Genomic DNA, 22,912 nt, shown 5'->3' on the forward strand with positions numbered 1-22,912 from the left:
CGCGATCACGCGCGGCGCGCGCCGTCGGGGCAGCGGTCTCGCGCGTCGCTGTCCAACCGTGGACACCGGTGTCGGCGCGTCGGCGCGAGGCGCATCGGCGCCCGCGAGCGGCACCCATACCAAGGTATGATGGCCGCCGGCCGCGTCGGGGCGCAGGCTCGCGTCACTCGGATGTTGTCCAACCTGGTGTGCGTCGTCGACGACGACGAGTCGGTCCGCGAGTCGCTGCGGGCGCTGCTGGCCTCCGCTGGCTATCGCGTGATCGCCTTCTCGTCGCCCGAGGCGTGCCTCGAGTCCGACGCCCGTCGCGGCGCGGGCTGCCTGGTCGCCGACGTGCGCATGCCGCGCATGAGCGGCCCGGATCTCTACGCCGAGATCGTGCGGCGTGGAGAGGCGCTGCCGGTGGTGTTCATCACCGGCCAGCCCACGGACGAGATCCGCGCGCGCGTGCGAGACGCCCGCGCCGTCGCGCTGCTCGTGAAGCCCTTCGACGACGAAGCGCTGCTCGACGCGATCGAGCAGGCGCTGGTCCCCCCTTCGTGAAGGAGGCCTCGATGTCCTTCTCCAGCTCGATCTGTGTCGTCGACGACGACATCGCGTCCCGGGAAGCGATCGTCGGTTTGATCCGCGCCGCCGGCTGGAACGCCGAGGCGTTCGAGTCCGCGCAGCACTACCTGAGCCGGCGCACGGCGCGCGCGCCCGGCTGCTTGATCCTCGACGTCGACATGCCGGAGCTCAGCGGCCTCGCGCTGCAGCAGCAGCTCGCGGAGGCGCAGGTCGACGTGCCGATCATCTTCGTGACCGGCCACGGCAACATCCGGATGTCGGTGCAGGCGATCAAGGCCGGCGCCGTCGAATTCTTCACGAAGCCCTTCGATCCCGACGCGCTCCTGAACGCGGTCGAGCACGTGCTCGCCGAGCGCGAGGGACGAGCGACCGCGCAGCGCCGTAGCGACGTCGCGCCCGCGTCGACCCACGGGATGGTCGGTCGGAGCGCGCGCCTGCAGGACATGCAGCGTCGCATCGCGACCGTCGCGACGACCGACTCCACCGTGCTGATCCAGGGCGAGACCGGCACCGGCAAGGAGCTCATCGCGCGCGCCATCCACGAGCAGAGCGGGCGCCGCAAGGGACCCTTCGTGAAGGTGAACTGCGCGGCGATCCCCGCGAGCCTCCTCGAGAGCGAGCTCATGGGGCACGAGCGCGGCGCGTTCACCGGCGCGCTGACGCGCCGCATCGGCCGCTTCGAGCAGGCGCACGAAGGCACGATCTTCCTCGACGAGATCGGCGAGATGGCGCTCGACCTCCAGCCCAAGCTGCTGCGCCTGCTGCAGGAGCGCGAGTTCGAGCGGCTCGGCAGCCCGACCACGGTCCGCTGCGACGTGCGCGTGGTCGCGGCGACCAACCGCGATCTCAAGGCGATGACCGCGGCGCGCACGTTCCGCGAGGACCTCTACTATCGTCTCAGCGTCTTCCCGCTCGCGGTCCCCTCGCTCCGCGAGCGCAAGGAGGACGTGCCGCTGCTCGTGAGCCACTTCGCGCGACAGTTCGCGACCCGGATGGGGAAGGACATGCCGCACGTCGACGATGCGACGATGGAGCGGCTCGTGCGCTACGAGTGGCCGGGCAACGTGCGCGAGCTGCAGAACGTGATCGAGCGCGCGGTGATCCTCTCCGAGGGCCCGGAGCTCGCGATCGAGCACGACCTCGGCGACGAGCCCGGGCCGAGCTCGGGCGCTCCGCCGCGATCCGACGAGCTCGCGGAGCACACGCGTGCTCACATCCTCAAGGTGCTCGAGGCGGCAGACTGGGTGATCGCAGGGCCCAGCGGCGCCGCGGCGCGGCTCGGCATGAAGCGCTCGACGTTGCTCTTCCGCATGAGGAAGCTCGGGATCGAGCGCCCGTCCGCGCGGCGCTCGCACTGACTCTTCCATGTCCACGCGGCACGACGAGCGCGAGAGCACGGCACCGCTGGTCGTCGTCGTCGACGACGACGCGTCGATCCGCGCTGCGCTCGACAGCCTGCTGCGCTCCGAGGGCTATCGCGTCGAGTCGTTCGCGTCGCCTCGCGACTTCCTCGCGCGCGCGCCGGGTGATGCGCCCGACTGTCTGATCCTCGACGTGGAGCTGCCGGGGCTCAGCGGCCTCGAGCTCCAGGATCGGCTCGGGCAGGGCGTGCCGATCGTGTTCATCACCGGGCACGCCGACGTGCCGATGTCGGTGCGCGCGATGAAGGCCGGCGCCGTCGAGTTCCTGATGAAGCCCTTCGGCGACGACGCGCTGCTGCAGGGCGTCACGCAGGCGATCGAGCGCAGCTCGCGGACGCGCCGCGACGACGTCGCGATGCGCGAGCTCGCCGACCGTCACGCGTCGCTCACGCCGCGCGAGCGGCAGGTGATGGATCGCGTCGTCGCGGGGCTGCTCAACAAGCAGATCGCGGCCGAGCTCGGGACCTCCGAGGTGACCGTGAAGATGCAGCGCGGCCAGGTGATGCGGAAGATGGCCGCCGCGTCGCTCGCGGATCTCGTGCGGATGGCGGAGAAGCTCGGACGCAGCGGCGAGTAGGGCGCGCCGCGAGACGCGCCCCTCTGCCGGTCATCGCGCGGTGCTGCGCACGAACGACGCGACGTGCTCCGCGGTCGCCTCGGGGTGCTCGTGGTGCGGGCCGTGGCCGGCGCGCGGGTACGTGAGGAGCTGCGTCGTCGGGAGCTGCTGGTTGAGCGCGTACCAGTTCTCGACCGGGAAGATGATGTCGTGATCGCCGGCCACGTGGAGCACCGGGATCGTCGTGGTCTGCAGCGCGGCGAGCACCGCGGGCGCCGGGAAGATCGGGCTGCGCGGACCCGAGAGCGTCGACGCGGCCCACGCGGTCGGGACCCTCGGGCTCCGCGCCTCGGTGCGCGCCGCGATGCGCGCGGCCGAGCGCTTCGCCGCCTCGCGGCTCTTCGGATCGCGCGGCTCGAAGAAGAGGATCGTCTCCTCCTCGATGCCGTAGGTGTCGAGCGCCGCGGTGTCGAAGAACAGCTGCTCGGCGAGCTTCACGAGCGGCCCGGGCGGCGTGGTCCCGAGCAGGACGACGTGGCTCACTCGCTCGGGGTGCGTCGCGAAGAGCACCTGCGCGGCCATCCCGCCGAGCGACCATCCCGCGATCACGACGTCGCGCAGATCGAGCGCCTCGACGAGGTCGCGGGGATCGCGCGCCATCTTCGACGGATCGTAGGTGCGCTCGCCGGTCGACAGGCCGAGGCCCGAGTAGTCGAACCACACCACGCGGAAGCCGCGATCCGCGAGCGACGCGAGGAAGAGCGGATCCCAGTCGTCCATCACGCCGCGGAAGCGGTTGCAGAGGACGATCGGCTTGCCCTCGCCGATCGTGCGGTACGCGAGCGAGCGACCGCCGATCTCGACGGAGCGATTGGGTGCATGGGTGGCGACCTCGAGCGTGCTCATCACTGTCTCCTCGTGTGTGGAGCGGAGGATGAGCGCGCTCGAATCGCGCCGGTTGGATCGGCTTAGCTCGTCGGGAGCGAGAACGAGAACGTCGTGCCGGCGTCGTCGTTCGCTTCGGCGACGAGCCGCCCACCGTGGCTCTCCACGATCGTGCGGCTGATCGAGAGCCCCATGCCCATGCCGCCCGACTTCGTCGTGAAGAACGCGTCGAAGATCTGCCGGACGTCCGCGGGCGCGATGCCGGACCCGTTGTCGCGCACGCGGATCGCGACGCGATCGCCGTCTCGCCGCAGCGTGACGCTCACGTCGCGCGCGCCCGGCGCACGCACACCGGTCGCGTCGGCGGCGTTGGTCACGAGGTTGATCAGCACCTGCTGCACCTGCACGCGATCGCCCATCACGCTCGGCAGATCGTCGTCGACGTGCACCGCGACCGTCGCGCCGGCGCGGCGCGTGTGACCGCGGGTGAGCGCGAGCACCTCGGACAGCGCATCGGCGAGATCGAACGGTGCGCGCGCGCCCGTCGACTGGGTGAAGAGGACGCGCAGTCGCTTCACGACCTCGCTCGCCCGATCCGCCGCGCGCGCGATGCGAGCCGCCGCGCCCCGCGCTTCCTCGAGGTTCGGCACCTCGGCCTTCAGCCATCGGCCGCACGTCGCCGCATCGAGCCGGATCGCCGCGATCGGCTGGTTCACCTCGTGCGCGATCGCCGCCGCGAGCTCGCCGAGGCTCGCGATGCGCGTGGCGTCGGTGAGCGCGGCCTGGGTCTGCTGCAGCTTCTCCTCGGCGCGCCGCATGTCGGTCACGTCGCGCGCCGCGCCTGCGAAGAGCTGGGGCGCACCGGGCTCGCTCAGGTCGCGCGCGACCACCGCGAGGTGCCGCACCTCGCCGCTCGGGAGGACCGAGCGGTACTCGAACGAGAGCTCCTCGGGCAGCCGCGCGGTGCCGAACATCGCGCTCAGCATCGGCACGTCGTCGGGATGCACGCGCACCTTCGAGACGTCGGCGGGCGGCTCGACCTCGAGCAGTCGGAAGAGCTCGTCGGACCAGTACGTCTCGCCCGTCGACGGAGTGAGGCTGAAGCTGCCGGTCCGCCCGAGCCGCTCTGCGTGGCTCATGTAGAGCTGCGCGCGCTGGAGGTCGGCGTAGAGCCGCGCGTTCTCGAGCGCGACCGCGGCCTGCGAGACCAGGAGCCCGAGCACCGCGGTGCGCGACGAGGGGTAGGCCTGCGGCGCGAGGTTGTTCTCGAGGTAGAGCACGCCGCTCGGACGGCCCTGCACCATCATCGGCAGGCACAGCACCGATCGACACGCGCGGCGCTCGAGGTACGCGTCGCCCGCGAACGGATGCGCCGATCGCGCGTCGTCGATCACGACCATCTCGTAGGTGCGCAGCACGTAGTCGACGATCGTCATCGGCAGGTCGTCGGCGCGCGCCGGTGCGTTCTCGTTCCGTGCGATCACGCCCTCGTGCTCGGTCGACGCGCTCGCGGTGATCCGCAGCGCGCCGCGCTCGTCGGTCACGAGCAGGAGCGCGCGGTCCGCGCCCGCGTGCTCCAGCGCGAGCGCGACGAGCTTCTTCACGAGCTCCGGCAGCACGAGCTCGCCCGAGACCGCGCGGAAGAGCTTCACCACCGCGGCGATGTCGAGGTGAGCCTCGTCGACGCTGCGCGCGACCGGCGCGTCGTCGGGCGCCGCGCGCGCCGAGATCGCGCGATCGAGCTCGCGCACCTTCACCGTCGCGCCCCATCGCGCGTAGCTCTCTCGCGCGCGGCGGAGGTGCGCGAGCGACGACGTCTGGAGCCCACGCGCGGCGTAGAACGCCGACGCGCGCTCCGACGCGATCGCGGCGACGTGGAACATCGCGTGCTGCCGCGCGAGACGGATCGCCTCGTCGTACGCGCGCGCCGCGTCCCAGTCGCGGCGCTCGACGCGCGCGAGCTCGGCCGCGACGAGCGCGCTCCGGCAGCCCCACGTCTCGACGCCGTGGCGCGCGCAGGTCTCGAGCATCGTGTGGTACCGACGCGCCGCCGCGACGTGCGCGGCCGCTGCGCCCTCGACGTCGTCGCACACCGCGAGGTGGCAGAGCGCGGCCCAGAACCGGAACTCGCCCTGCTCGAGCCCCGAGATCCCGGCGATCTGTTGCTCGCAGCGGGTCGTCGCGTCGATCGCCGCGGCGAAGTCGCCGGCGATCGCGCGCTCCTCCATCACGAACATCCAGTGCTGGAACACGCGGTGGCCGATCGCGCCCTTCTCGCGATCGGCCTCGAACACACGCAGGAGCTCGTCGCCCGTCGGGAAGCGCTCGTCGAACGGCAGTCCGCGGAGCCTCCGCACCAGCTCGAGCTGCGACGCGATCACGTGGCTCAGGCCCGGCAGGCGCGCGCGGATCGTCTGCTCGAGCGAGGCGACGATGCGCGCGTCGGCGCGACCGAGCGGCTCGGCGCTCACGAGGAGGTTCGTGCCGAGGTGGAACGCGGCGTAGCCGCCGAAGAGCACGTCGCCGGTGCGCGCCGCGGCCTCGATCGCGCGCTCGACGATCTCGCGACACCACCGGAGGTTCTTGTCGAACGACGAGACGTAGCCTCCGAAGAGCATGAACACGCGCGGTCGGAACCGGTCGAAGCCGCGCTCCTCGACGAGATCGAACGCGAGCCGGCCGAGCGCGAACGCGGGCTCGAGCTGGCCCTGCGCGCCGAGCGCGACCGCGAGGTGCGCGTACGCGAGCGCGGTCGCGTCGGAGCTCCCGTGCTCGAGGCCGATGTTCGCCTGTCGCCCGACCACGAGCCCGTAGAGCATCGGGTTCGTGAAGAGCGCGGGCGCGGAGAGCTCGAGCAGCACCTCGAGCGTCGCGAGCCACTCGGCGTCGACGAGCCGCGGCAGCTGCAGCAGATCGCGTGGCTTGCGCGGACCGAGCGTCTCCCAGAAGCGGCGCATCTCCTGCGCGACGTCCGCCGGGGTCGGGCTCGCGTTCCACTCGACGCCGGTCTCCGCGAGGTACTCGAGGCCGACCGCGATCGCCTGCGGGTGCATCCCCGACGCCGCGTGGAACGCGATGCGGAGGCACGCGACCCGCGAGCGGTCGACGATCCCGCGAGCGTGCCCGGCGAGCGTCGACAGGCGCACGCCGGCCGCGTCCCGATCGCCCGTGAGGAGCTCGCACTCCGCGCGGAGCAGCGCGAGATCGAACGCGAGCGAGTAGTCGCGGCTCCATCGCTCCTCGTCGAGCAGCTCGTCGCCGAGCGCGAGGTGTCGCTTCGCCGACGCGTAGGCAGTGGCAGCGCGTGCGCGACGTCCCGCCACGAGCGCGAGCGACGCGAGCCGCTCCCGCTCGTCGCGGCTCTCGATCAGCGCCGCGCCTCGTCCGAGCTGATCGACGATCTCGAACACGAGCTCGCCGTGCGTCACCTCGGGCGCTTCGTCGGCGAGGCGACGGCCGAGCGCGACGTGCACCTCCGCGCGCTCGTCGGGATCGATGCGCGCGTAGGCCGCCTCCTGGATGCGGTCGTGGAGGAACACGTACGCATCGCCGCGCCGCGCGACGAGCCCGGCGCGCATCGCGGGCGCGAGCGCGACGTGCAGCTCGGTCTCGCCCTCGCCGCGCGCGATCGCGGCGACCTTCGCGCGCACCTCGCTGCCGAAGCACGCGAGCTGTCCGAGCGCCGCCTGCGCGTCCTCGGGGAGCCTCCCGATCTTGCGGAGCAGCAGATCGACCACGTTGTCGCCGACGCGGCGATCCGCGATGCGCGCGTCGTCGAGCGCCCACGCGCCGCGCGCGCGATCGAACGCGAGGACCCCTTGCTCGGCGAGCGCGACGACGAGCTGGATCGCGAAGAACGGATTTCCGCCCGCTTCCTCGTGGATCCGCGACGCGACCGAGTCCGAGCCCGGCTCGCCCAGCATCGTCGCGACGAGCTCGTGCACTGCGCGGCGATCGAGCGGCTCGACGCGCACCGACGCGACGCGCCCGCCGTGCTCGCCGATCGACGCGAGCACGCGATGGAGCGCGTGGTCGTCGGGGAGCTCGTCGTCGCGGTACGACCCCACCAGCAGCAGCGGCCCGATCCCCGCGGTGGCGATCGGCTCGAGCAGCGCGAGCGTGTCCGCGTCGAGCCACTGGAGGTCGTCGAGGAAGAGCACGAGCGGGTGCTCGGGGCGCGCGAGCACGCCGACGAAGCGCAGGAGCGCGGCCTGGACGCGCTGCTTCGCGGCCTGCGGCGGCAGCTCGGTCACCGTGCCTTCGATCGCGAGCAGCGGCGCGACGCCGGGGATCAGATCGACGAGCACCGCGCCCGCCGGTCCGAGCGCGCGGCCGAGCTCGGCCCGCCATCGCGCGACGTCGTCGTCGGATCGCGCGAGCGCCGAGCCCACGAGGCTCTCGAGCGCGCGCGTGAGCGTCGTGTACGGCACGTCGCGCCGGTGCGAGTCGAACTTGCCCGCGCCGAGCAGAACGTTCTCGCTCCCGAGCGATCGGAACAGCGCGTCGACGATCGCCGACTTCCCGACCCCCGCTTCGCCGTGGAGCAGCACGAGCTCCGTGCCATGCGTGGTCTTCACCCGATCGAGCGCGGCCCGCAGCGCGCTCACCTCGCGCGCGCGCCCGATCAGCGCGTCCGCGGCTCGCAGCTGACCGACGCGCTCGGCCGAGCGCAGCGGGAACGGCTCGAGCGCGCCCTGCGCCCACGCCTCGGCGCAGCGGACCAGATCCGCCTCGAGCGCCGCCGCGCTCCGATACCGATCGTCGGGGTGCTTCGCGAGCAGCGTCGTCACGATCGCGCACACGATCGCGGGCACGCCCTCGCATCGCTCCTCGAGCGGCGGCGGTCGCCGCGCGACGTGGGCGTGCACCAGCTCCATGCGATCCTCGGCGGCGAACGGCACCGTGCCGGCGAGGAGCTCGTACAGCGTGACGCCGAGCGAGTAGAGATCGCTCCGCTCGTCGATCCCGCTCGGCACGCGACCGGTGCGCTCGGGCGACACGTAGGGAAGCATCGACGCCGGCACGTCGAGGTCGCGGCGCGGCGCATCGGAGGGCGGCGCACAGCGGTGCAGCCGCGCGAGCCACACCCGGTCCGACTCGGGATCGACGAGCAGGCTCGCGGGCTGCACGTCGCCGTGGACCAGCGCGCGTGCGTGCAGCGCCGCGAGTGATCGCGCGCAGCCGATCGCGATCCGCAGGAACGCGCCCACGTCGATCGGGCCCGCAGCGCGCGACGCGATCAGCGCGTCCAGCGGCGATGCCGCGGGATCGGCGAGCACGAGCACCGGTCGTCCGTCGATCACCAGCAGGTCGAGCGGCTGCGCCGCCCACGCGGGATCGAGCACGTCGCGCAGCGCGATCACCCGCTCGAGCTGATCGGTCTCGTGCGCCGCCGCGCCCGGGGTCACGGTCGTGAGGAACACCCGCGTGCCGTCGGCGCGCACACCGCGGCAGGTTGCGAAGGGCCCATCGGGTGCCCACGTGACGGCGCCGTACTCGCCGAAATCACCTGCGCCCCGCCCCGGAGCACCGGAGCCGGAGTGCTGCGACATGTCCATTCGCGGACATTCGCGCGCCGTGCAGGCTCGACGATTGTACGTGCGTGCTCTTGCTTGGTACGCGCTTGCTGTCCGCTCAGCTCGAGCGAGGCCCCGACGGATCGCGCCGACGATGCCGCCGCTCGCCGTACCGCGCGGGTGTCGTCCCCACGACCGAGCGGAACACGCGCGTGAAGTGGCTCTGATCGGCGAAGCCGACGTGCGCCGCGACGTCCGCGAGGCTCATGTCGGTCGCGAGCAGGAGCTCCTTCGCGCGCTCCACGCGCAGCCGTCGCACGTAGGCCATCGGCGTCTCGCCGGTCGCGCGCTTGAACTGCCGCGTGAAGTGGAACCGGCTCACGCCGGCGAGCTTCGCGAGCTCCTCGAGGCCGATCGGACCGGTCGAGTCGCGGACGTACGCGTCGATCTTCGCGATGGTCCGCGCGCCGAGCCCGCCGAGCTCGCGCTCCGCGGCCGTCGTCGACGCGTTGAAGCGCGCGACGAGCCGGATCGCGAGCGCGCTCGTGAGCGTCTCGATCATCAGCGTCTGCATCGCGTGCGGCGCGAGCCGACGCTCCGCCGCGAGCGCGTGCACGACGTGCTCGCACACCGGATCGCGCACGCCGAGCGCCGGCACGATCGAGAGCCGCGCCGGTCGCACCAGCCCGCCCTCGATCGCCGCGCGCTCCACCACCGACGGCGCGATGCTCACCATGTTCGCGCGGTGCGGCCCGGTCCACACGTAGTGCCCGCCGCACCCGACCGCGTTCACGATCGCGCTGCCGTCGGGAAGGTGCGGCGGCACGCCGTCGTGGCACTCCTCGCGCGCCATGTACGAGGTCGTCCCCTCGATCGTGCACACGACGTAGCTCGCGAGCGGCGGAGCGATGAACGAGCCCGACGCTCGGTAGTCCATCGCGACCACCGAGACCTCCGGCCACTCGCGGCCCTCGGTCACGAGGTCGTCGGGATGCGCGATCGTCTCGCGCATCGAAGTGAGGATGTCCCGGGGTGTTGCGAGGGGGCGCGGCACGCTCCGCGATCGTCCACGAAGTGCGGATCCGTTGCATCCGCAATCGTCGAACGGCGGTCGAGAGGGAGGCGATGCCGCGCCCCCGGTGCTCAGGAGCGCGCGAACGCGAGCAGGTCGTCGCCGAGCTCGACCTTGTGCGTCTGGGCGAGCCCGTGATCCCCGCCCGGATAGACCTTCAGCGTCGCTCCCTTCACGAGCTCGACGGTGCGGTTCGCCGAGTTCGCGAACGGCACGATCTGATCGTCGTCGCCGTGGATCACGAGCGTCGGCACGTCGACGCGCGCGAGGTCCTGCGTGAAGTCGGTCGCGGAGAACGCGGCGATGCACTCGTACTGGTTCTTCAGGCCGCCCATCATCCCCTGCAGCCAGAAGCTGTCGCGCGTGCCCTGCGAGACCTTCGCGCCCGGGCGGTTCGCGCCGAAGAACGGCGTCGTGAGGTCCTGGTAGAACTGCGAGCGATCGTCCGCGACACCCTTGCGGATCGCGTCGAACGCCTCGATCGGCAGCCCACCGGGCGCCGCCGCGGTCTTCAGCATGATCGGCGGGACCGCGCCGACGAGCACGAGCTTCGCGACGCGCTTGGTCCCGTGGCGCCCGATGTAGCGCGTCACCTCGCCGCCGCCCGTCGAGTGCCCGATCAGGATCAGCTTCTGGAGATCGAGCGCGTCGATCAGCTCCTTCAGATCGTCCGCGTACTGATCCATGTGGTTGCCCTCGGAGGGCTGGCTCGAGCGGCCGTGGCCGCGTCGGTCGTGGGCGATCGCGCGGAAGCCGTTCGACGCGAACAGCATCATCTGGTCTTCCCAGGCATCGCCGGTGAGCGGCCAGCCGTGGCTGAAGAGCACGGGCTGTCCCTTGCCCCAGTCGCGGTAGTAGATCGTCGTTCCGTCGCGGGTCGTGATCGTCGGCATGGTCTCGTTTCCTCGTCGTTGTGGGGGCTCGGGGATCAGAACTCGCCGTCCTTCACGTACGGCTCGGACCAGAGGATCGCGGTGAGCAGCACCGCCTTCGTCCATGCGTCGCGCATCTTCGCGACGGTCTCGGGCGGATGGCCCTTCTTCGCGAGGAAGGGCGTCATCGTGGCCGAGAGCGGCATCACGAACGCGAGGACGTAGCGGAGCGGGATGTGCGGGACCGACGCGACTCCGTCGGTCGCGTTCTTCCCCGGCTTGCGGTGCCGGAGCCCGACCTCGTGCTGGTAGTCGAGCCACGCCTGGTCGTACCGAGCGTTGGTCGTGTCGACGATCCACTGCCCGAAGCGCGCGCGGACGCGCGCGAGGTACTCCGCGTTGGGCTTGCCGTCCGAGAGGTTCGAGAAGTAGCGGACGAGGTGCGGGTTCGCGCCGACGAACCCGTACCAGACGTCGAGGATGTCCTCGATCTGATCGCGCACGACCTCGCCCGCGAGGCGGAGGTGCACGAGATCGTCGTCGCCCATGAGCAGCGTGCCGCGCAGCAGATCGAGCTCGTCGAGCGTGACCGGCGAGCGCGCGAGCGTGGGATCGCCGAGGCGATATCCGGGAGGTGTCGTGGGCTTCGCCGCGGGCGTGTTCTGGGTCGTTCCGATGGTGGTCATGGAGGCTCCGTGTGGTGCGCGCAGAGCGCGTCGCGTGCGCCCTCCGAGCAGCGCGCGTGCCACGCCACGAGCCCCGCGCGGCGCGAGGTTCCGCGTGGATCGGGTGTCAGCCGATCGACACCGGCGACAGTCATCGGTCACGAGATCGCAGTTGATCTCGCGCGTGCTCCCATCCAAGGTCGGCGCGTGTCGTCGATCGAGCCGATCGATCTCGCGCGAGCGAGCGATGCAGTGGAGCTCTCGCCGGACGCGGTGGTCGTCCGCTCGCCGGAGGGCCGCGTGCTCGCGTGGAACCCAGCCGCTCATGCGCTCTACGGATGGCCCGCGTCGGAAGCGATCGGGCGCGTGTTCTCCGAGCTCGTCGAGACCGACGTGGACGGTGGGGTCGCGACGATGGAGGCCGCGCTCGCGTCGAGCGGACGCTGGGAGGGCCAGGTCACGCGGCGCAGCGTTCGCGCCGAGGCGCGCGTGCTCCTCGTCCGCGCGATCACGCGCCGCGGGGAGATCCTCGAGATCGCGCAGGACGTCACCGAGCACCATCGCCAGCGCACCGCGCTCGAGCGCAGCGAGCGTCGCTATCGGAACCTCTTCGGCGCGATGGCCGCGTCGTTCTGGGAGCTCGACTTCTCCACGGTCGGCGCGATGCTGCGCGAGCTCACCGCGAGCGGCGTGCGCGATCTGCGCGAGCACCTCACGGCGCACCCCGAGACGCTGCGCGCGATGATGCGCGCCACGCGCGTGCTCGACGTGAACGATCAGACCGTCGTGCTCTTCGGTCGCGGCGACAAGAACGAGCTGCTCGGATCCGTCGAGCCGTTCTGGCCGGAGGAGAGCAACGGCGTGTTCCTCGAGAGCCTGCTCGCCGCGATGGGAGGACGGCCGAGCTACTCGCAGGAGACGAAGCTCCGCGCGATCGACGGGCGCGAGATCGACGCGCTCTTCACCGCGTCGTTCCCCGCGGAGACCGTGGCGCGCGGCAAGGTCGTCGTCGGCATCGTCGACATCACGGCGCGCAAGCGCGCGCACGACGCGCTCGAGCGCAGCGAGCACCGGTATCGCCACCTGTTCCATCACATGCCGCTCGCGCTGTGGCAGCTCGATGCGCGCGGCACGGTCGGCGTGTTCAAGGCGGCTCGCGCCGCCGGCGTGACCGATCTCGCCGAGAGCTTCGATCGCGATCCCGATCTGCTGCGCCAGTGCCTCGAGGGCATGGTGGTGCGCGAGGTGAACCAGCCGACGATGGCGATGCTCGGCGGGCGCGACCCCGAGGACTTCGCGGGCTCGGTCGCGCGGTTCTGGAAGACGCGCCCCGACACGTTCCGCCGCGCGATGGAGGCTCGTTATCGCGGCGAGGCGACGTTCCAGGAGGAGACCCAGATCGACACGCTCGACGGGCGTGTGATCGACGTGCTCTTCGCCGTCGCGCGTCCCGGGCCCTCGAGCGATCCGACGGTGAGCCTCGTGGGCATCATCGACATCTCGGAGCGCATGCGCGCGCGCCAGCAGCTCACGCGCCTCCAGAGCGAGGCGGCGCACGCCGCGCGCGTCTCGATGGTCGGCGAGCTCACCGCGTCGATCGCGCACGAGGTGAACCAGCCGCTCGCCGCGATCGCGCTGAACGCCGCCGCCGCGACGCGCTGGATGGGCCGACCCGAGCCCGACCTCGACGAGGTGCGCGCGCTGCTGACGCGCGTGCACGCGGACGCGAAGCGCGCCGGCGCGGTCATCACTCGCATCCGCGAGATGGTCGCGCTGCGCGCGCCGGTGCGCGCGGAGATCGCGCTCGACGCGATCGTCGACGACGCGCTCCTCTTCCTCGGCCACGAGCTCCGCGCGCAGCAGGTCGTCGTGCACCGCGAGCCCACGGCGGCGCGTGTGCTCGCGGATCGCGTGCTCCTCCAGCAGGTCGTCGTGAACCTGATCGCGAACGCGGTGCATGCGATGGCAGGTCGGCCCGAGGGCTCGCGCCGCATCACCGTGCGCACCGAGCTCGACGACACCCGCGCGCGCATGACGATCGACGACGAGGGGCCCGGCATCCCCGAGGCCGATCTCGAGCGCATCTTCGATGCGTTCTTCACGACCAAGGCCCAGGGGATGGGCATGGGCCTCTCGATCTGTCGATCGATCCTCGATCTCTTCGACGGAAAGATCGTCGCCACCAACCGCGCCTCGGGCGGCGCGTCGATGGCGATCGTGCTCCCGCGCGCCTGACGATCAGACCTCGAGGAGCGCCACGCTGCCGACGCCCCCGTCCGCGCAGATGCTCACGATCGCCTTCGAGCCGCGCGGCAGCTTCGAGAGCTCCTTCAGCGCCTGGCTGAGGATGCGCGCGCCGGTCGCGCCGAACGGATGGCCGAGCGCGACGCTGCCGCCGTTCGGGTTGAGCCGATCGCGCGGCACCTTGCCGAGGTCCGCCTCGACGCGCGCCTTCTCCTTCAGGAACGCGGGCGAGTCCAGCGCTGCGAGCTGATAGAGGATCTGCGCCGAGAACGCCTCGTGGATCTCCCAGAGCGCGATGTCGTCGTAGCGCAGCCCGTTGCGCGCGAGCAGGCGCGGGATCGCGTACGCGGGCGCCATCAGCAGCCCTTCGCTGTAGAGATCGATCGCGGCGAGCTCGTAGTCGACGAGCCGCGCGCGCGGCGTCGAAGCGGGCAGTCGCGCGAGACCTTCTTCGCTCGCGACCCACACGCCTGCCGCGCCGTCGGTGAGCGGCGACGAGTTGCCCGCGGTCGCGGTGCCGCGCTCGCGATCGAACGCGGGCGGCAGCTTCGCGAGCGCCTCGAGCGACGTCTCGGCGCGCGGGAACGCGTCCTTCGACACTCCGTCGACGCTCACGATCAAATCGTCGAAGAACCCGCGCTTCTGCGCGGCGACCGCGCGGCGATGTCCTTCGAGCGCGAGCGCGTCCTGATCGGCGCGCGCGATCTTCCACTCGTACGCGGTCTCGTCCGAGTGCTGCCCCATGCTCTTGCCGGTCGCGCGGTTCGCGATCGCCTGCACCTGGATGCGCACGTCGCGCGGCTTCACCTCGCCGATCGCCGCGGAGCGCGCCTTCCAGCTGCGCGCGCGCGCGATCTTGCGGAACGAGTCCGAGAGCCGCGGCGTCAGGCCCATCTGCACGTGGCTCATGCTCTCGACGCCGCCCGCCATCCCGAGCTCGGCGCCGCCGTGCGCGACCACGCCCGCGACGTTGAAGGCGGCGACCATGCTGGTCGAGCACTGCATCACCACCGAGAACGTCGGCACCGTCGGATCGAGCTTCGCCTCCAGCCAGGCCTCGCGCGCGAGGTTGCTCCAGCCGAGGTTCGGGATGACCGTGCCCCACGCCGCCACGTCGATGCGGCCGCGCACCTTCGCGGCCATCGCCTGCATGACCGGCGCGCTCATCGTGATCGCGTCGCGGCCCGCGAGGCCACCGTCGACGCGCGTGAACGGTGTGCGGAGCCCGGCGGCGAGGAAGATCGTCTTGTTCTTCATGGGAGCTCGATTCGATGTTCAGAAGGGGAGGGTGCTGCCGACTTCGAGCCAGCGCGTTCGATCCGCCAGTGGCGTCGCGTCGAACGCCGCGCGCAGCGTGGGCTCGGGCTCTCGGAAGTGTGCCCAGCCGGCGCGATGGACCGGCACGACGGTGCGCGCCCCGACGAGCTCGCACGCCGTGATCGCCTCGGCAGCGTCGAACGTGAAGCGCGCGTGCGAGAAGCCGAGCGCGCGCGGAAAGCCGACCGCGCCGCAGTGCACCACCGCGACGTCGACCGGTCGATCGCGCCCGATGCGTCGCAGCTCGCTGTCGAGCGCGGGGAACATCACCGTGTCGCCCGAGATCCAGATGCGCGGCCCGTGATCGACGTCGATCAAGAAGCCCGTCACCTGATGTGCCTGCGGCGCGTACGAGGGCCCGTGCCGCGCCGGCGTCGCGGTGATCGTCACGTCTCCGACGCGCGCGCTCGCGCCGGGCCGCAGCCCCTGCGCGCGACCACCGAGCCCGAGGCCCTTGCCCGGCGCGTCGTCCATCCCGCGCGGTCGCGCGAGCCGCCGCGCGCTCGGCACCGTCGTGAGCACGCGAGAGACCTTCGCCTCGTCGGCCACGAGATCGCGCCCCGCCTGATCGAGGTTGTCGGCGTGGTGATCGTGGCTGAGCAGCACCGCGTCGAAGGGCCCACGCGGCGTCGCCGGCGACGCGTAGAGCTTCTCCGACGCGAACCACGCGCGCGGCGTGAACCAGAGCCCGAAGTCGTACTTCGACCCCACGGGATCGAACACGGGATCGGTGAGCAGCGTGGTGCTGCCCGCGCGCAGCGCGAGCGTCGCGGTGCCGAGGTACGTCAGGTCCATCGAGCCTCCTCGAGTGTGCCGAGCGCGTGGGCCTCGGTCCGTCGTCAGCGCGGGATGCGCGCTGCGATCCACTGCGTGATGTCGGCGAGCACGCCCTCGCGACCGACGTCGTTCAGCAGATCGTGGAAGTGATCGGGATAGAGCTTGAGCGTCTTGTCCTTCGAGCCGCCCTTCTCCTGGAAGCGCTCGCTGCCGCGCGGGAGCGTCACGCGATCCGCGGTGCCGTGGAGGATGAGCACGGGCAGCGTGATCTTCTCGAAGTCGCCCTGCTTGAGGCGCTCGTCGGCGCGCACCATCTCGGCGACGGTGAGCGCGGGATACGCGATCTTCGGGATCAGCGGGTCGTTCTTGATCCGCTCCACGAACTTCGGATCGCGCGAGTAGCCCTCGTCCTCGAGCTTCAGCACGTGCGCGTGCGGCGTGATGTGGCTGAGCCCCTTCAGCACCGCGAGCACGAAGTCGGGCGCGGGCACCTCGTGCGCGAAGCTCTCGCAGATGAAGCCCGCGAGCTCCTTCTGGTGCTCGAGCACGTACATGCACGAGACGACGCCGCCGGCGCTGTGTCCGAGCATGAACACCGCGAGCCCCGGATGGCGCGAGCGCGCGAGGTTCACGAGCGCGTCCACGTCGTCGGTGAACTCCGACATCTTCTCGGCGTAGAGGCGCTCGCCGCCCGACTTGCCGTGTCCGCGCAGATCGAGCGCGTACACCGCGAGCCCGGTCTCGGCGAGGCGTGGGCCGGCCCAGTCGTAGAGCCCGCTGTGCGACTTGAATCCGTGCACCACGGCGAGCACCGCGCGCGGCGCGCGCGGCGGCAGCCACGACCGCACGAAGATCTCGGTCCCGTCCGCGCTCGCGATCATCTCTTCGTTCATCGTCAGGTCTCCCTTGTTCGAGGTGACGGGGAGCGCTCTGAGCAGAGCCCGTGCCGTGCGCGAACGCCTGCGTTTCGAGCGAGGCCGCGCGCGAGGTGACGGCGGGTGGACACGCCGTGCCCAAAGGCTGTCCGCAGAGCACGGCGCGGATGCGTTCCCGACGGCACCGTGGTAACAGCAGCAACCCGGACCGAGCGCGAGCGCGGGACGGATCTCTGACAGCCCAAGGCCGAGTGGCGAAATGGCAGACGCGGCGGATTCAAAATCCGCTTTCCCAAAAGGAAGTGTCGGTTCGAGTCCGACCTCGGCTATCACGACGGAACCCAGAGAAAAGCGCGCGAAATCGCGCACTCGGGTGACCGCGCAGGACTGAACAGAACGCCAGTCGCTGACGGTCGAATTCGGGTCGCCGACGGGTGTTTTGCCTGCGGTCTGCGCAGGCCGATGGCGACGCGTTCGAGCGTCGGGAGAACGTGCCGGGGTGACTCCCGAGGTCACCTCGTCCCGTTGTTCGAATCGCACGACGCGGCTGTCGCGCCTCGCTTCCGCGAGCTGCTCTCGCTTTCCGACGCCTCTCGTCGCGGCGGGTCGATCGGCTGGCGCGGTGACCGATCACGAAGCCAAGAGCGGAGCCTCGAGCGCAGCGTAGTCGACCTCGCACTCGAGCCGAGCGAGGACCGAGTAGAACCCGAACTGCAGACGGTTGACGAAGAGCATCCCCGAGGGAAGCGGCACCGTGCTGCCGTCCTTCGCGAAGAAGATCTCCTGTTTCATCTCCTGCGTGCGTCGCACGACCTCTGCAGCATAGGGGCGTGTGATGCGGAACGGCGACGCGAAGAGCGGCTCGTAACAGAGGCGCGTGTAGCCGACCATCACTCGCTCGTAAGAGCCGCCCCGCGCGCCGAGGAGCGTCGCGCATGCGCGTGCGAAGAGCGCTTCGTCGCGCGCGATCGCGGCGCGGTGCATGTCGCGCATGGAGGTCACGTGCGCGAGGTCGAGCGGCTGCACGCAGCCGAAATCCAGGAACGCGACGCGCCCCTCGGGTTGGAGCAGGAAATTGCCGGGGTGCGGGTCCGCGTTGAAGCGCGCATCGCGCAGGATGGACGTGAACGTGAACGCCCAGAGCGTGCGAGCCCAAGCGGATCGCTCGGACTCGGCGGCACGCGCGCCGTCCTCGAGCCGAGCACCATGCACGTACTCCGACGTCATCACGCGGCGGGACGAACGCTCATCGACGATCGACGGGATCACGACCTGCGGGTCGGACGCGAACGCGCGCGCGAACGCGCGTTGGTGCGCTGCCTCGCGCGTGTAGTCGAGCTCTTCCTCGAATCGCTCGCGAACCTCTCGGAAGATCCGAGCGGAATCGACCTTCGCGCCGCCCATCGCGCGCACGAGCGGCTCGATCACCGACGCGTTGTCGAGGTCCGCGGCGATCGCGCGCTCGATGCCCGGGTGCTGCAGCTTGACCGCGACCTCACGCCCGTCGTGAAGCGTCGCGCGGTGAACCTGACCGATCGACGCGCTCGCGAACGGGCGCTCGTCGAACGAGGCGTAGAGGTCTCGAAGCGGAGCGCCGAGCTCGCGCTCGACGAGCTCGCGGACTGCCTCGAACGGCGTGGTCGCGGTCGCATCGCGCAGCGTCGAGAGCGCTTCCTCGAAGGCGACGTGGTGTGCGTCCGGCACGAAGCCGTCGACGTAGCTCGCCATCTGCCCGATCTTCGCGGCCAGTCCGCGCATCGTGCCGAGCACCTCTGCCGCGTGCGCGGCGACGGCGCGGCCGCGATCGCGTGACACGACCAGGCCCGCGCCGCTGCGAGCTCCGAGCGCGGCGAGCCGAGCGAAACGGCCCAAGCGACCCGTCGGCAACGCGCGGCTTTCGTCATCTCCGGACCCGCTCATGATCGTCCTCCGCTCACACGGTGCCGGCGCGGCGCCCGTCCGGCGAGCCGCGAGCTCGCGAGGGGTTGTAGCGCACGCACGACCTCGTCCGGCACGTCCGAGACGACTACGGCGCGGGCGACGAGATGCCGCTCGGCGGATACGCCGTCCTCGCGACCGCATCCACGGCGAGCTTCGCGGCCTGCTCGCGCTCGCGCCCAGGAGCGCGGAGCGTCGCTCCGCGACGTCGTGTTGCTCGGCGCAGCGACGCACAAGCTGACGCGAATCCTGACGAAGGACTGGGTGACTGCCCCGCTGCGCGCGCCGTTCACGCACTACGAGGGCTCGGCGGGCGGCGGTGAGGTGAAGGAGAGCTCGCGAGGGACCGGACTGCGAGCGCGCGGTCGGCGACCTCGTGCGGTGCCGTGATGCACGGGGCGGTGGGTCGCGTCTGCGTTCTTCGCGGCGTATCTCGTCTCTCCGCGGCTCACGCGCTTCGGTTCGTCGGTGTTCGCAGCGGTGGCCGTGTCCGATCACATGCATCTCGTCTACGGCGCCGCGCGCCGCGCGACCTGAGCGCGTCAGGCCGCGCTTCGCGCGCCCAGCATCGCCTCGCTCGGGCGAGCACGACATCGATCGCTCGTGCAGCGTGAGCGAATGAAGGCGCGCGCGGGGCGCGCGTGCGCGAGCCACCCAGCCACCGCGAGCTCGTGCGGCTGTCGTGCGAATGCGCTGCTCGCCGCAGGAAGCTGCGCGTGGATTTAGTTTGAGCTCAAACTATCTGGATGCTACGCCTTGCGCGAAACGGCCTGCCTCGTGTCGTTCGGCACGGCGGCTGACGAGTCCGCTCCCAACGTTGGGGCGCTGGGGGGCGCCAGCGCTGCGCCGCATTCCGAACGCTCGGCGAAGACCATGAACGCACACGACTCGCACTTGCTCACGCTCGTTGCGCGCGCGCCGCACGTCGCATTGATGCTCGATCTCGACGGAACGCTGATCCCGTTCGCCACTTCGCCCGGCGAGGCGACGGTCGACGTCGACACGCGGCAGTTGGTGGCGACGCTCGCGCGCTCGCCGGGTATCCACCTCGCCGTGGTGAGCGGCCGCAAGCGCGACGAGCTCGACGAGCGGCTCGGCGGTGTTGCCGATGCGCTGCTCGTCGCCGAGCACGGCGCCTGGAGGCGCGACGAGCACGGATGGGCACAAGTGCCGCTGCGTGGCGCAGATCCGACGCCGATCGAGCTCGCGCTCCGGAGTGTCGCGGAGCCACGAGCCGGTGCGCTCGTCGAGCGGAAGACGTGGTCGGTCTCTCTGCACTATCGTCGGGTGCCCGTTCCGGACCGCGAGGCAGTGATCGTCGAAGCGTTCGACGCGATGGGACCCTGGCTGCGCGAGCACCCCGAGTACGAGCTGCTCGAGGGCGAGTTGGTGCTCGAAGTACGGCACCGCGACGCGCACAAGGGCAGCGCCGTCGCGTGGCTCCGCGGGCGCGTCCCCCCGGGTACCCTGTTCGTCGCGCTGGGGGACGATCGCACCGACGAGGATACGTTCGCCGCGCTCGGCGAGAGCGATCTCTCGATCGTCGTCGGCCACCCCGATCGACCGACGCGCGCCAAGGCCCGCCTCGACGACGTGCGCGCGGTGCACTCGTTCCTGCGCGCGCTGCTTCGTGCGCGCCAAGCGCGTGAGCCGAGCGGACCGATCGCGCTGCCGCGGCTCATTCCACGGGCCCGGAGCAAGGGTGCATCCCTCGTCGTGATCTCGAACCGCTTGCCCGATGCACCGGCGAGCTCGGCGGGCGAGAGCGAGCGTGCGCGCAACGTCGGCGGGTTGGTGTCCGGGCTCGGGCCCGCGTTGAGCGCCCGCAACGGCGTGTGGCTCGGCTGGAGCGGAGGGCGCCACGCCGATGCGCACGATCTGGCGATCGACGCGTCCTCGAGCCCGGTGCGCGCGTCGTTCGACTTCCGGCCCGAGTGGCACGCGCGCTTCTACAACGGATTCGCGAACCGCAGCCTCTGGCCCATCTTCCACGGGTTCGCCGGTCGTGCGCGCTACGACGAGAGCGAATGGAACGCGTACGTGGAGGTGAACGACGTCTTCGCACGGCAAGCGTCGAAGCTCGCGTCGCAGGCCGGAACGGTGTGGGCCCACGACTATCACCTGCTCCTGGTCGGTGCGGCGCTGCGTCGGCTCGGGCACCAGGGCCCGATCGGGCTGTTCGTGCACATCCCGTTTCCGCCGATCGATCTGTTCGAGACGATCCCCTGGGCACGTGAGCTGATCGAAGGAATGCTCGCGTTCGATCTCGTCGGGTTCCACACGCGCCGCTACGCGAGCAACTTCGTGCGGTGCGCGCAGGAGCTCGCGATCGGCGCGGCGCGCACGGAACGTGGGGTGCGCGCTGCCGGCCGTGAGGTGCGCGTCGGGGTGTTCCCGCTGGGCATCGATGCGACGCCGTTCGAGGCGCCGGACGAAGCGAGCGGGGACGAGATGAGCGAGCTGCAAGCGGCGCTGCGCGGGCGGAGGCTCGTGCTGGGCGTCGATCGGCTCGACTACTCGAAGGGCATCGTGGAGCGGCTCGAGGCGTTCGGGCGGATGCTCGAGCTCTTCCCCGAGTGGCGCGGCCGCGTCTCGATGCTGCAGGTCGCGGTGCCGTCGCGCGCCGACGTCCCGGAGTACGCCGAGCAGCGCAAGGCGATCGAGACGCTCGTCGGGCGCATCAACGGCTTGCACGGAGAGGCGCATTGGGTGCCGGTTCGCTACGTCTACCGCTCGTACGGGCGTGCCCAGCTCGCGGCGCTCTATCGCGCGGCGGACGTCGGGTTCATCACGCCGCTGCGCGACGGGATGAACCTCGTCGCGAAGGAGTACGTCGCTGCGCAAGACCCCGCGAATCCGGGAGCGCTCGTGCTCTCGCGCTTCGCGGGCGCGGCCGACGAGCTCGCCGGCGCAGTCCTCACGAACCCGCACGACCGAGAGGGCATGGCGCGCGATCTGGCGCGCGCCCTCGACATGCCGCTCGACGAGCGCGTGCAGCGTCACGCACCGATGATCGCGCGAGTGAGAGCGAGCACGCCCGAGGTCTGGGCGTCCGAGCTCCTCGGCGCGCTCGAGGCAGCACGATAGCCGCCGAGCCGCTCGTTCGTCCTCCGCCTCACAGCCGCCGGATCGCTTCAGCTGTGTCCGCCCCTGCCGGAATCCCGGACCACGTTCACGCTTCCTCCTCGATCACATCGGATCGGTGGAGCAGCTCGAGACCCTTCTCCTGCTGCACTCGCAGCGCGATCGCGACTGGAGCCCTGGCGAGATCGCGAAGGAGCTACGCACGGCTGCGATCTCGGCAGGGAACCGAGTCGTCGACCTGGCCGCGCGCGGCCTCCTCGCCGTCGATCAGAGTCGCTACCGTTTCGCGCCGAGCAGCGGCGAGCTCGACGCCGCAGTCGCGGAGCTCGCGAGGGTCTACCGCGAACGTCCCGTGACCGTCATCGAGATCATCTTCTCGAGACCGAGTGAGGTGATTCGGACGTTCGCTGATGCCTTCAAGCTGCGGCGAGACGAGTGATCGCTGGCTCCATATCGCCGTCGATCGCGCTACGTCGACTGAAGGGCGCATCGGGCAGGCCACGAGACAGCGCGTGTGTCGTCCGCCGAGCGATCGAGAACGCCGCGAAGCGGATCGGCGCGCCGCACCTCATGCTGACTGGGCGGGGCCTCGGTCGGATGCAGCCTGACGCCGATCGAGCACGCGTCACGCGTGTGCCTTGACCGGTGAAGCGTGTAAAGCCATACACGCATCGTGGCGACGGAGCGAGAGCGCGCGGCGCGCGAGCTGGTGAAGGTGCTCGATTCGCGCCTCCTCTCGGCGCTCGCAGAGCCCGCGCGCGTCGAGATCGTCAAGTTCCTCTTGCTGAACGGGCCCTCCGAAGCCGGCGTGATCGCGGCGCCGCTCCCGCTCGAGCGATCGGTCGTCTCGCGTCATCTCAAAGTGCTGCTGGACGCGGGCCTGGTGAGCGCGCGCAAGGAAGGCCGGCGGCGCATCTACGACGTCGACGGCCCCGGATTCCTCGCTCGCCTCGAGGCGATCACCGCCGAGGCGCGCGCGCTCGTGATGCTGTGCTGTCCGCCTCCGGCGCTCGTGACGCTGCGCCGCAAAGCACCGGTGCGCGGCGACTGAGACGACGCGGGCGGCGCGACGGTTCGGACTTCGCGCGTGCTCATTTGTGCATGGTTGTACACGGGAGAACGA

The 22,912-nt window shown here is 71.2% G+C and carries 16 protein-coding genes, 1 tRNA gene and 1 pseudogene; 9 read left to right on the plus strand and 9 right to left on the minus strand.

Annotated features, from left to right (window positions below; translation table 11 throughout):
* Positions 1-171 precede the first annotated feature (171 nt).
* The 3 genes from DB32_RS07600 to DB32_RS07610 are packed head-to-tail and all read left to right on the plus strand — an operon-like array spanning position 172 to position 2,565.
* Entirely contained in the window at positions 172-543 is a 372-nt protein-coding gene (locus DB32_RS07600; protein ID WP_075097474.1) for a response regulator transcription factor, read from the plus strand.
* A gap of 11 nt (positions 544-554) precedes the next feature.
* Complete coding sequence (locus DB32_RS07605) at positions 555-1,925, plus strand: sigma-54-dependent transcriptional regulator (protein ID WP_075097844.1); 1,371 nt, start codon at positions 555-557, stop codon at positions 1,923-1,925.
* 7 nt (positions 1,926-1,932) lie between these two features.
* Positions 1,933-2,565, plus strand: a complete 633-nt coding sequence (locus DB32_RS07610) for a response regulator transcription factor (RefSeq protein ID WP_053231754.1) — start codon at positions 1,933-1,935, stop codon at positions 2,563-2,565.
* 30 nt (positions 2,566-2,595) lie between these two features.
* Here DB32_RS07610 and DB32_RS07615 read toward each other — a convergent pair whose 3' ends face one another.
* The 5 genes from DB32_RS07615 to DB32_RS07635 form a co-directional block, all read right to left on the minus strand.
* Positions 2,596-3,450 carry an alpha/beta fold hydrolase gene (locus DB32_RS07615; RefSeq protein WP_053238722.1) on the minus strand — a complete coding sequence of 285 codons (855 nt, stop codon included), beginning with the start codon at positions 3,448-3,450 and terminating at the stop codon, positions 2,596-2,598.
* Positions 3,451-3,512: 62 nt separating this feature from the next.
* On the minus strand, positions 3,513-8,873 hold the full coding sequence (locus DB32_RS07620) for an ATP-binding sensor histidine kinase (RefSeq protein WP_053231755.1): 5,361 nt from the start codon (positions 8,871-8,873) through the stop codon (positions 3,513-3,515).
* A 190-nt stretch (positions 8,874-9,063) separates the two neighbouring features.
* On the minus strand, positions 9,064-9,957 hold the full coding sequence (locus tag DB32_RS07625; protein WP_053231756.1) for a helix-turn-helix transcriptional regulator: 894 nt from the start codon (positions 9,955-9,957) through the stop codon (positions 9,064-9,066).
* Between the two features lie 131 nt (positions 9,958-10,088).
* Complete coding sequence (locus DB32_RS07630; protein WP_053231757.1) at positions 10,089-10,910, minus strand: alpha/beta fold hydrolase; 822 nt, start codon at positions 10,908-10,910, stop codon at positions 10,089-10,091.
* A gap of 35 nt (positions 10,911-10,945) precedes the next feature.
* A complete protein-coding gene (locus DB32_RS07635; protein ID WP_053231758.1) occupies positions 10,946-11,575 on the minus strand; it encodes a protoglobin domain-containing protein in 630 nt (209 codons plus the stop codon).
* A 186-nt stretch (positions 11,576-11,761) separates the two neighbouring features.
* On the opposite strand from DB32_RS07635, the gene DB32_RS07640 reads away from it, so the two are divergent.
* Positions 11,762-13,789, plus strand: a complete 2,028-nt coding sequence (locus DB32_RS07640) for a PAS domain-containing sensor histidine kinase (protein WP_053231759.1) — start codon at positions 11,762-11,764, stop codon at positions 13,787-13,789.
* A gap of 3 nt (positions 13,790-13,792) precedes the next feature.
* Here the strand turns inward: DB32_RS07640 and DB32_RS07645 are convergent, their stop codons facing one another.
* From DB32_RS07645 to DB32_RS07655, 3 genes are read right to left on the minus strand one after another with little or no spacing between them, the layout of a single operon-like run.
* Positions 13,793-15,055, minus strand: coding sequence for a thiolase family protein (locus tag DB32_RS07645; protein ID WP_053231760.1), 1,263 nt, complete (start codon positions 15,053-15,055; stop codon positions 13,793-13,795).
* Between the two features lie 18 nt (positions 15,056-15,073).
* Positions 15,074-15,910, minus strand: a complete 837-nt coding sequence (locus DB32_RS07650; protein WP_053231761.1) for an MBL fold metallo-hydrolase — start codon at positions 15,908-15,910, stop codon at positions 15,074-15,076.
* Positions 15,911-15,954: 44 nt separating this feature from the next.
* The gene (locus DB32_RS07655) at positions 15,955-16,785 is read right to left on the minus strand and encodes an alpha/beta hydrolase (RefSeq protein WP_053231762.1); all 831 of its coding nucleotides are present in this window, start codon (positions 16,783-16,785) and stop codon (positions 15,955-15,957) included.
* Positions 16,786-17,012: 227 nt separating this feature from the next.
* Here DB32_RS07655 and DB32_RS07660 point away from each other — a divergent pair.
* Positions 17,013-17,096 (plus strand) — tRNA-Leu (locus tag DB32_RS07660).
* 301 nt (positions 17,097-17,397) lie between these two features.
* Here DB32_RS07660 and DB32_RS07665 read toward each other — a convergent pair.
* Positions 17,398-18,849 (minus strand): ABC1 kinase family protein, encoded by a 1,452-nt coding sequence (locus tag DB32_RS07665; protein WP_083457222.1) that lies wholly within the window; start codon positions 18,847-18,849, stop codon positions 17,398-17,400.
* A 120-nt stretch (positions 18,850-18,969) separates the two neighbouring features.
* On the opposite strand from DB32_RS07665, the pseudogene DB32_RS49425 reads away from it, so the two are divergent.
* The 4 genes and pseudogenes from DB32_RS49425 (at position 18,970) to DB32_RS07685 (ending at position 22,840) form a co-directional block, all read left to right on the plus strand.
* Positions 18,970-19,242 (plus strand): annotated as a pseudogene (locus DB32_RS49425) (DUF1360 domain-containing protein).
* 336 nt (positions 19,243-19,578) lie between these two features.
* On the plus strand, positions 19,579-21,792 hold the full coding sequence (gene otsB, locus DB32_RS07675) for a trehalose-phosphatase (RefSeq protein ID WP_053231765.1): 2,214 nt from the start codon (positions 19,579-19,581) through the stop codon (positions 21,790-21,792).
* Between the two features lie 115 nt (positions 21,793-21,907).
* Positions 21,908-22,228: a hypothetical protein gene (locus DB32_RS07680; protein WP_240481174.1), complete on the plus strand. Its 321-nt coding sequence runs from the start codon at positions 21,908-21,910 to the stop codon at positions 22,226-22,228.
* A gap of 234 nt (positions 22,229-22,462) precedes the next feature.
* Entirely contained in the window at positions 22,463-22,840 is a 378-nt protein-coding gene (locus DB32_RS07685) for an ArsR/SmtB family transcription factor (RefSeq protein ID WP_053231767.1), read from the plus strand.
* Positions 22,841-22,912: the final 72 nt, after the last annotated feature.

Source organism: Sandaracinus amylolyticus (assembly GCF_000737325.1).
Lineage (GTDB): Bacteria > Myxococcota_A > Polyangia > Polyangiales > Sandaracinaceae > Sandaracinus > Sandaracinus amylolyticus.

What these genes read in the sequence shown, in the direction of transcription:
- DB32_RS07600 (WP_075097474.1), top strand. Translation starts at nt 172, where the DNA reads ATGTTGTCCAACCTGGTGTGCGTCGTCGACGACGACGAGTCGGTCCGC.
- DB32_RS07605 (WP_075097844.1), top strand. Translation starts at nt 555, where the DNA reads ATGTCCTTCTCCAGCTCGATCTGTGTCGTCGACGACGACATCGCGTCC.
- DB32_RS07610 (WP_053231754.1), top strand. Translation starts at nt 1,933, where the DNA reads ATGTCCACGCGGCACGACGAGCGCGAGAGCACGGCACCGCTGGTCGTC.
- DB32_RS07615 (WP_053238722.1), bottom strand. Translation starts at nt 3,450, where the DNA reads ATGAGCACGCTCGAGGTCGCCACCCATGCACCCAATCGCTCCGTCGAG.
- DB32_RS07625 (WP_053231756.1), bottom strand. Translation starts at nt 9,957, where the DNA reads ATGCGCGAGACGATCGCGCATCCCGACGACCTCGTGACCGAGGGCCGC.
- DB32_RS07630 (WP_053231757.1), bottom strand. Translation starts at nt 10,910, where the DNA reads ATGCCGACGATCACGACCCGCGACGGAACGACGATCTACTACCGCGAC.
- DB32_RS07635 (WP_053231758.1), bottom strand. Translation starts at nt 11,575, where the DNA reads ATGACCACCATCGGAACGACCCAGAACACGCCCGCGGCGAAGCCCACG.
- DB32_RS07645 (WP_053231760.1), bottom strand. Translation starts at nt 15,055, where the DNA reads ATGAAGAACAAGACGATCTTCCTCGCCGCCGGGCTCCGCACACCGTTC.
- DB32_RS07650 (WP_053231761.1), bottom strand. Translation starts at nt 15,910, where the DNA reads ATGGACCTGACGTACCTCGGCACCGCGACGCTCGCGCTGCGCGCGGGC.
- DB32_RS07655 (WP_053231762.1), bottom strand. Translation starts at nt 16,785, where the DNA reads ATGAACGAAGAGATGATCGCGAGCGCGGACGGGACCGAGATCTTCGTG.
- DB32_RS07665 (WP_083457222.1), bottom strand. Translation starts at nt 18,849, where the DNA reads ATGCGGTCGCGAGGACGGCGTATCCGCCGAGCGGCATCTCGTCGCCCG.
- otsB (WP_053231765.1), top strand. Translation starts at nt 19,579, where the DNA reads ATGAACGCACACGACTCGCACTTGCTCACGCTCGTTGCGCGCGCGCCG.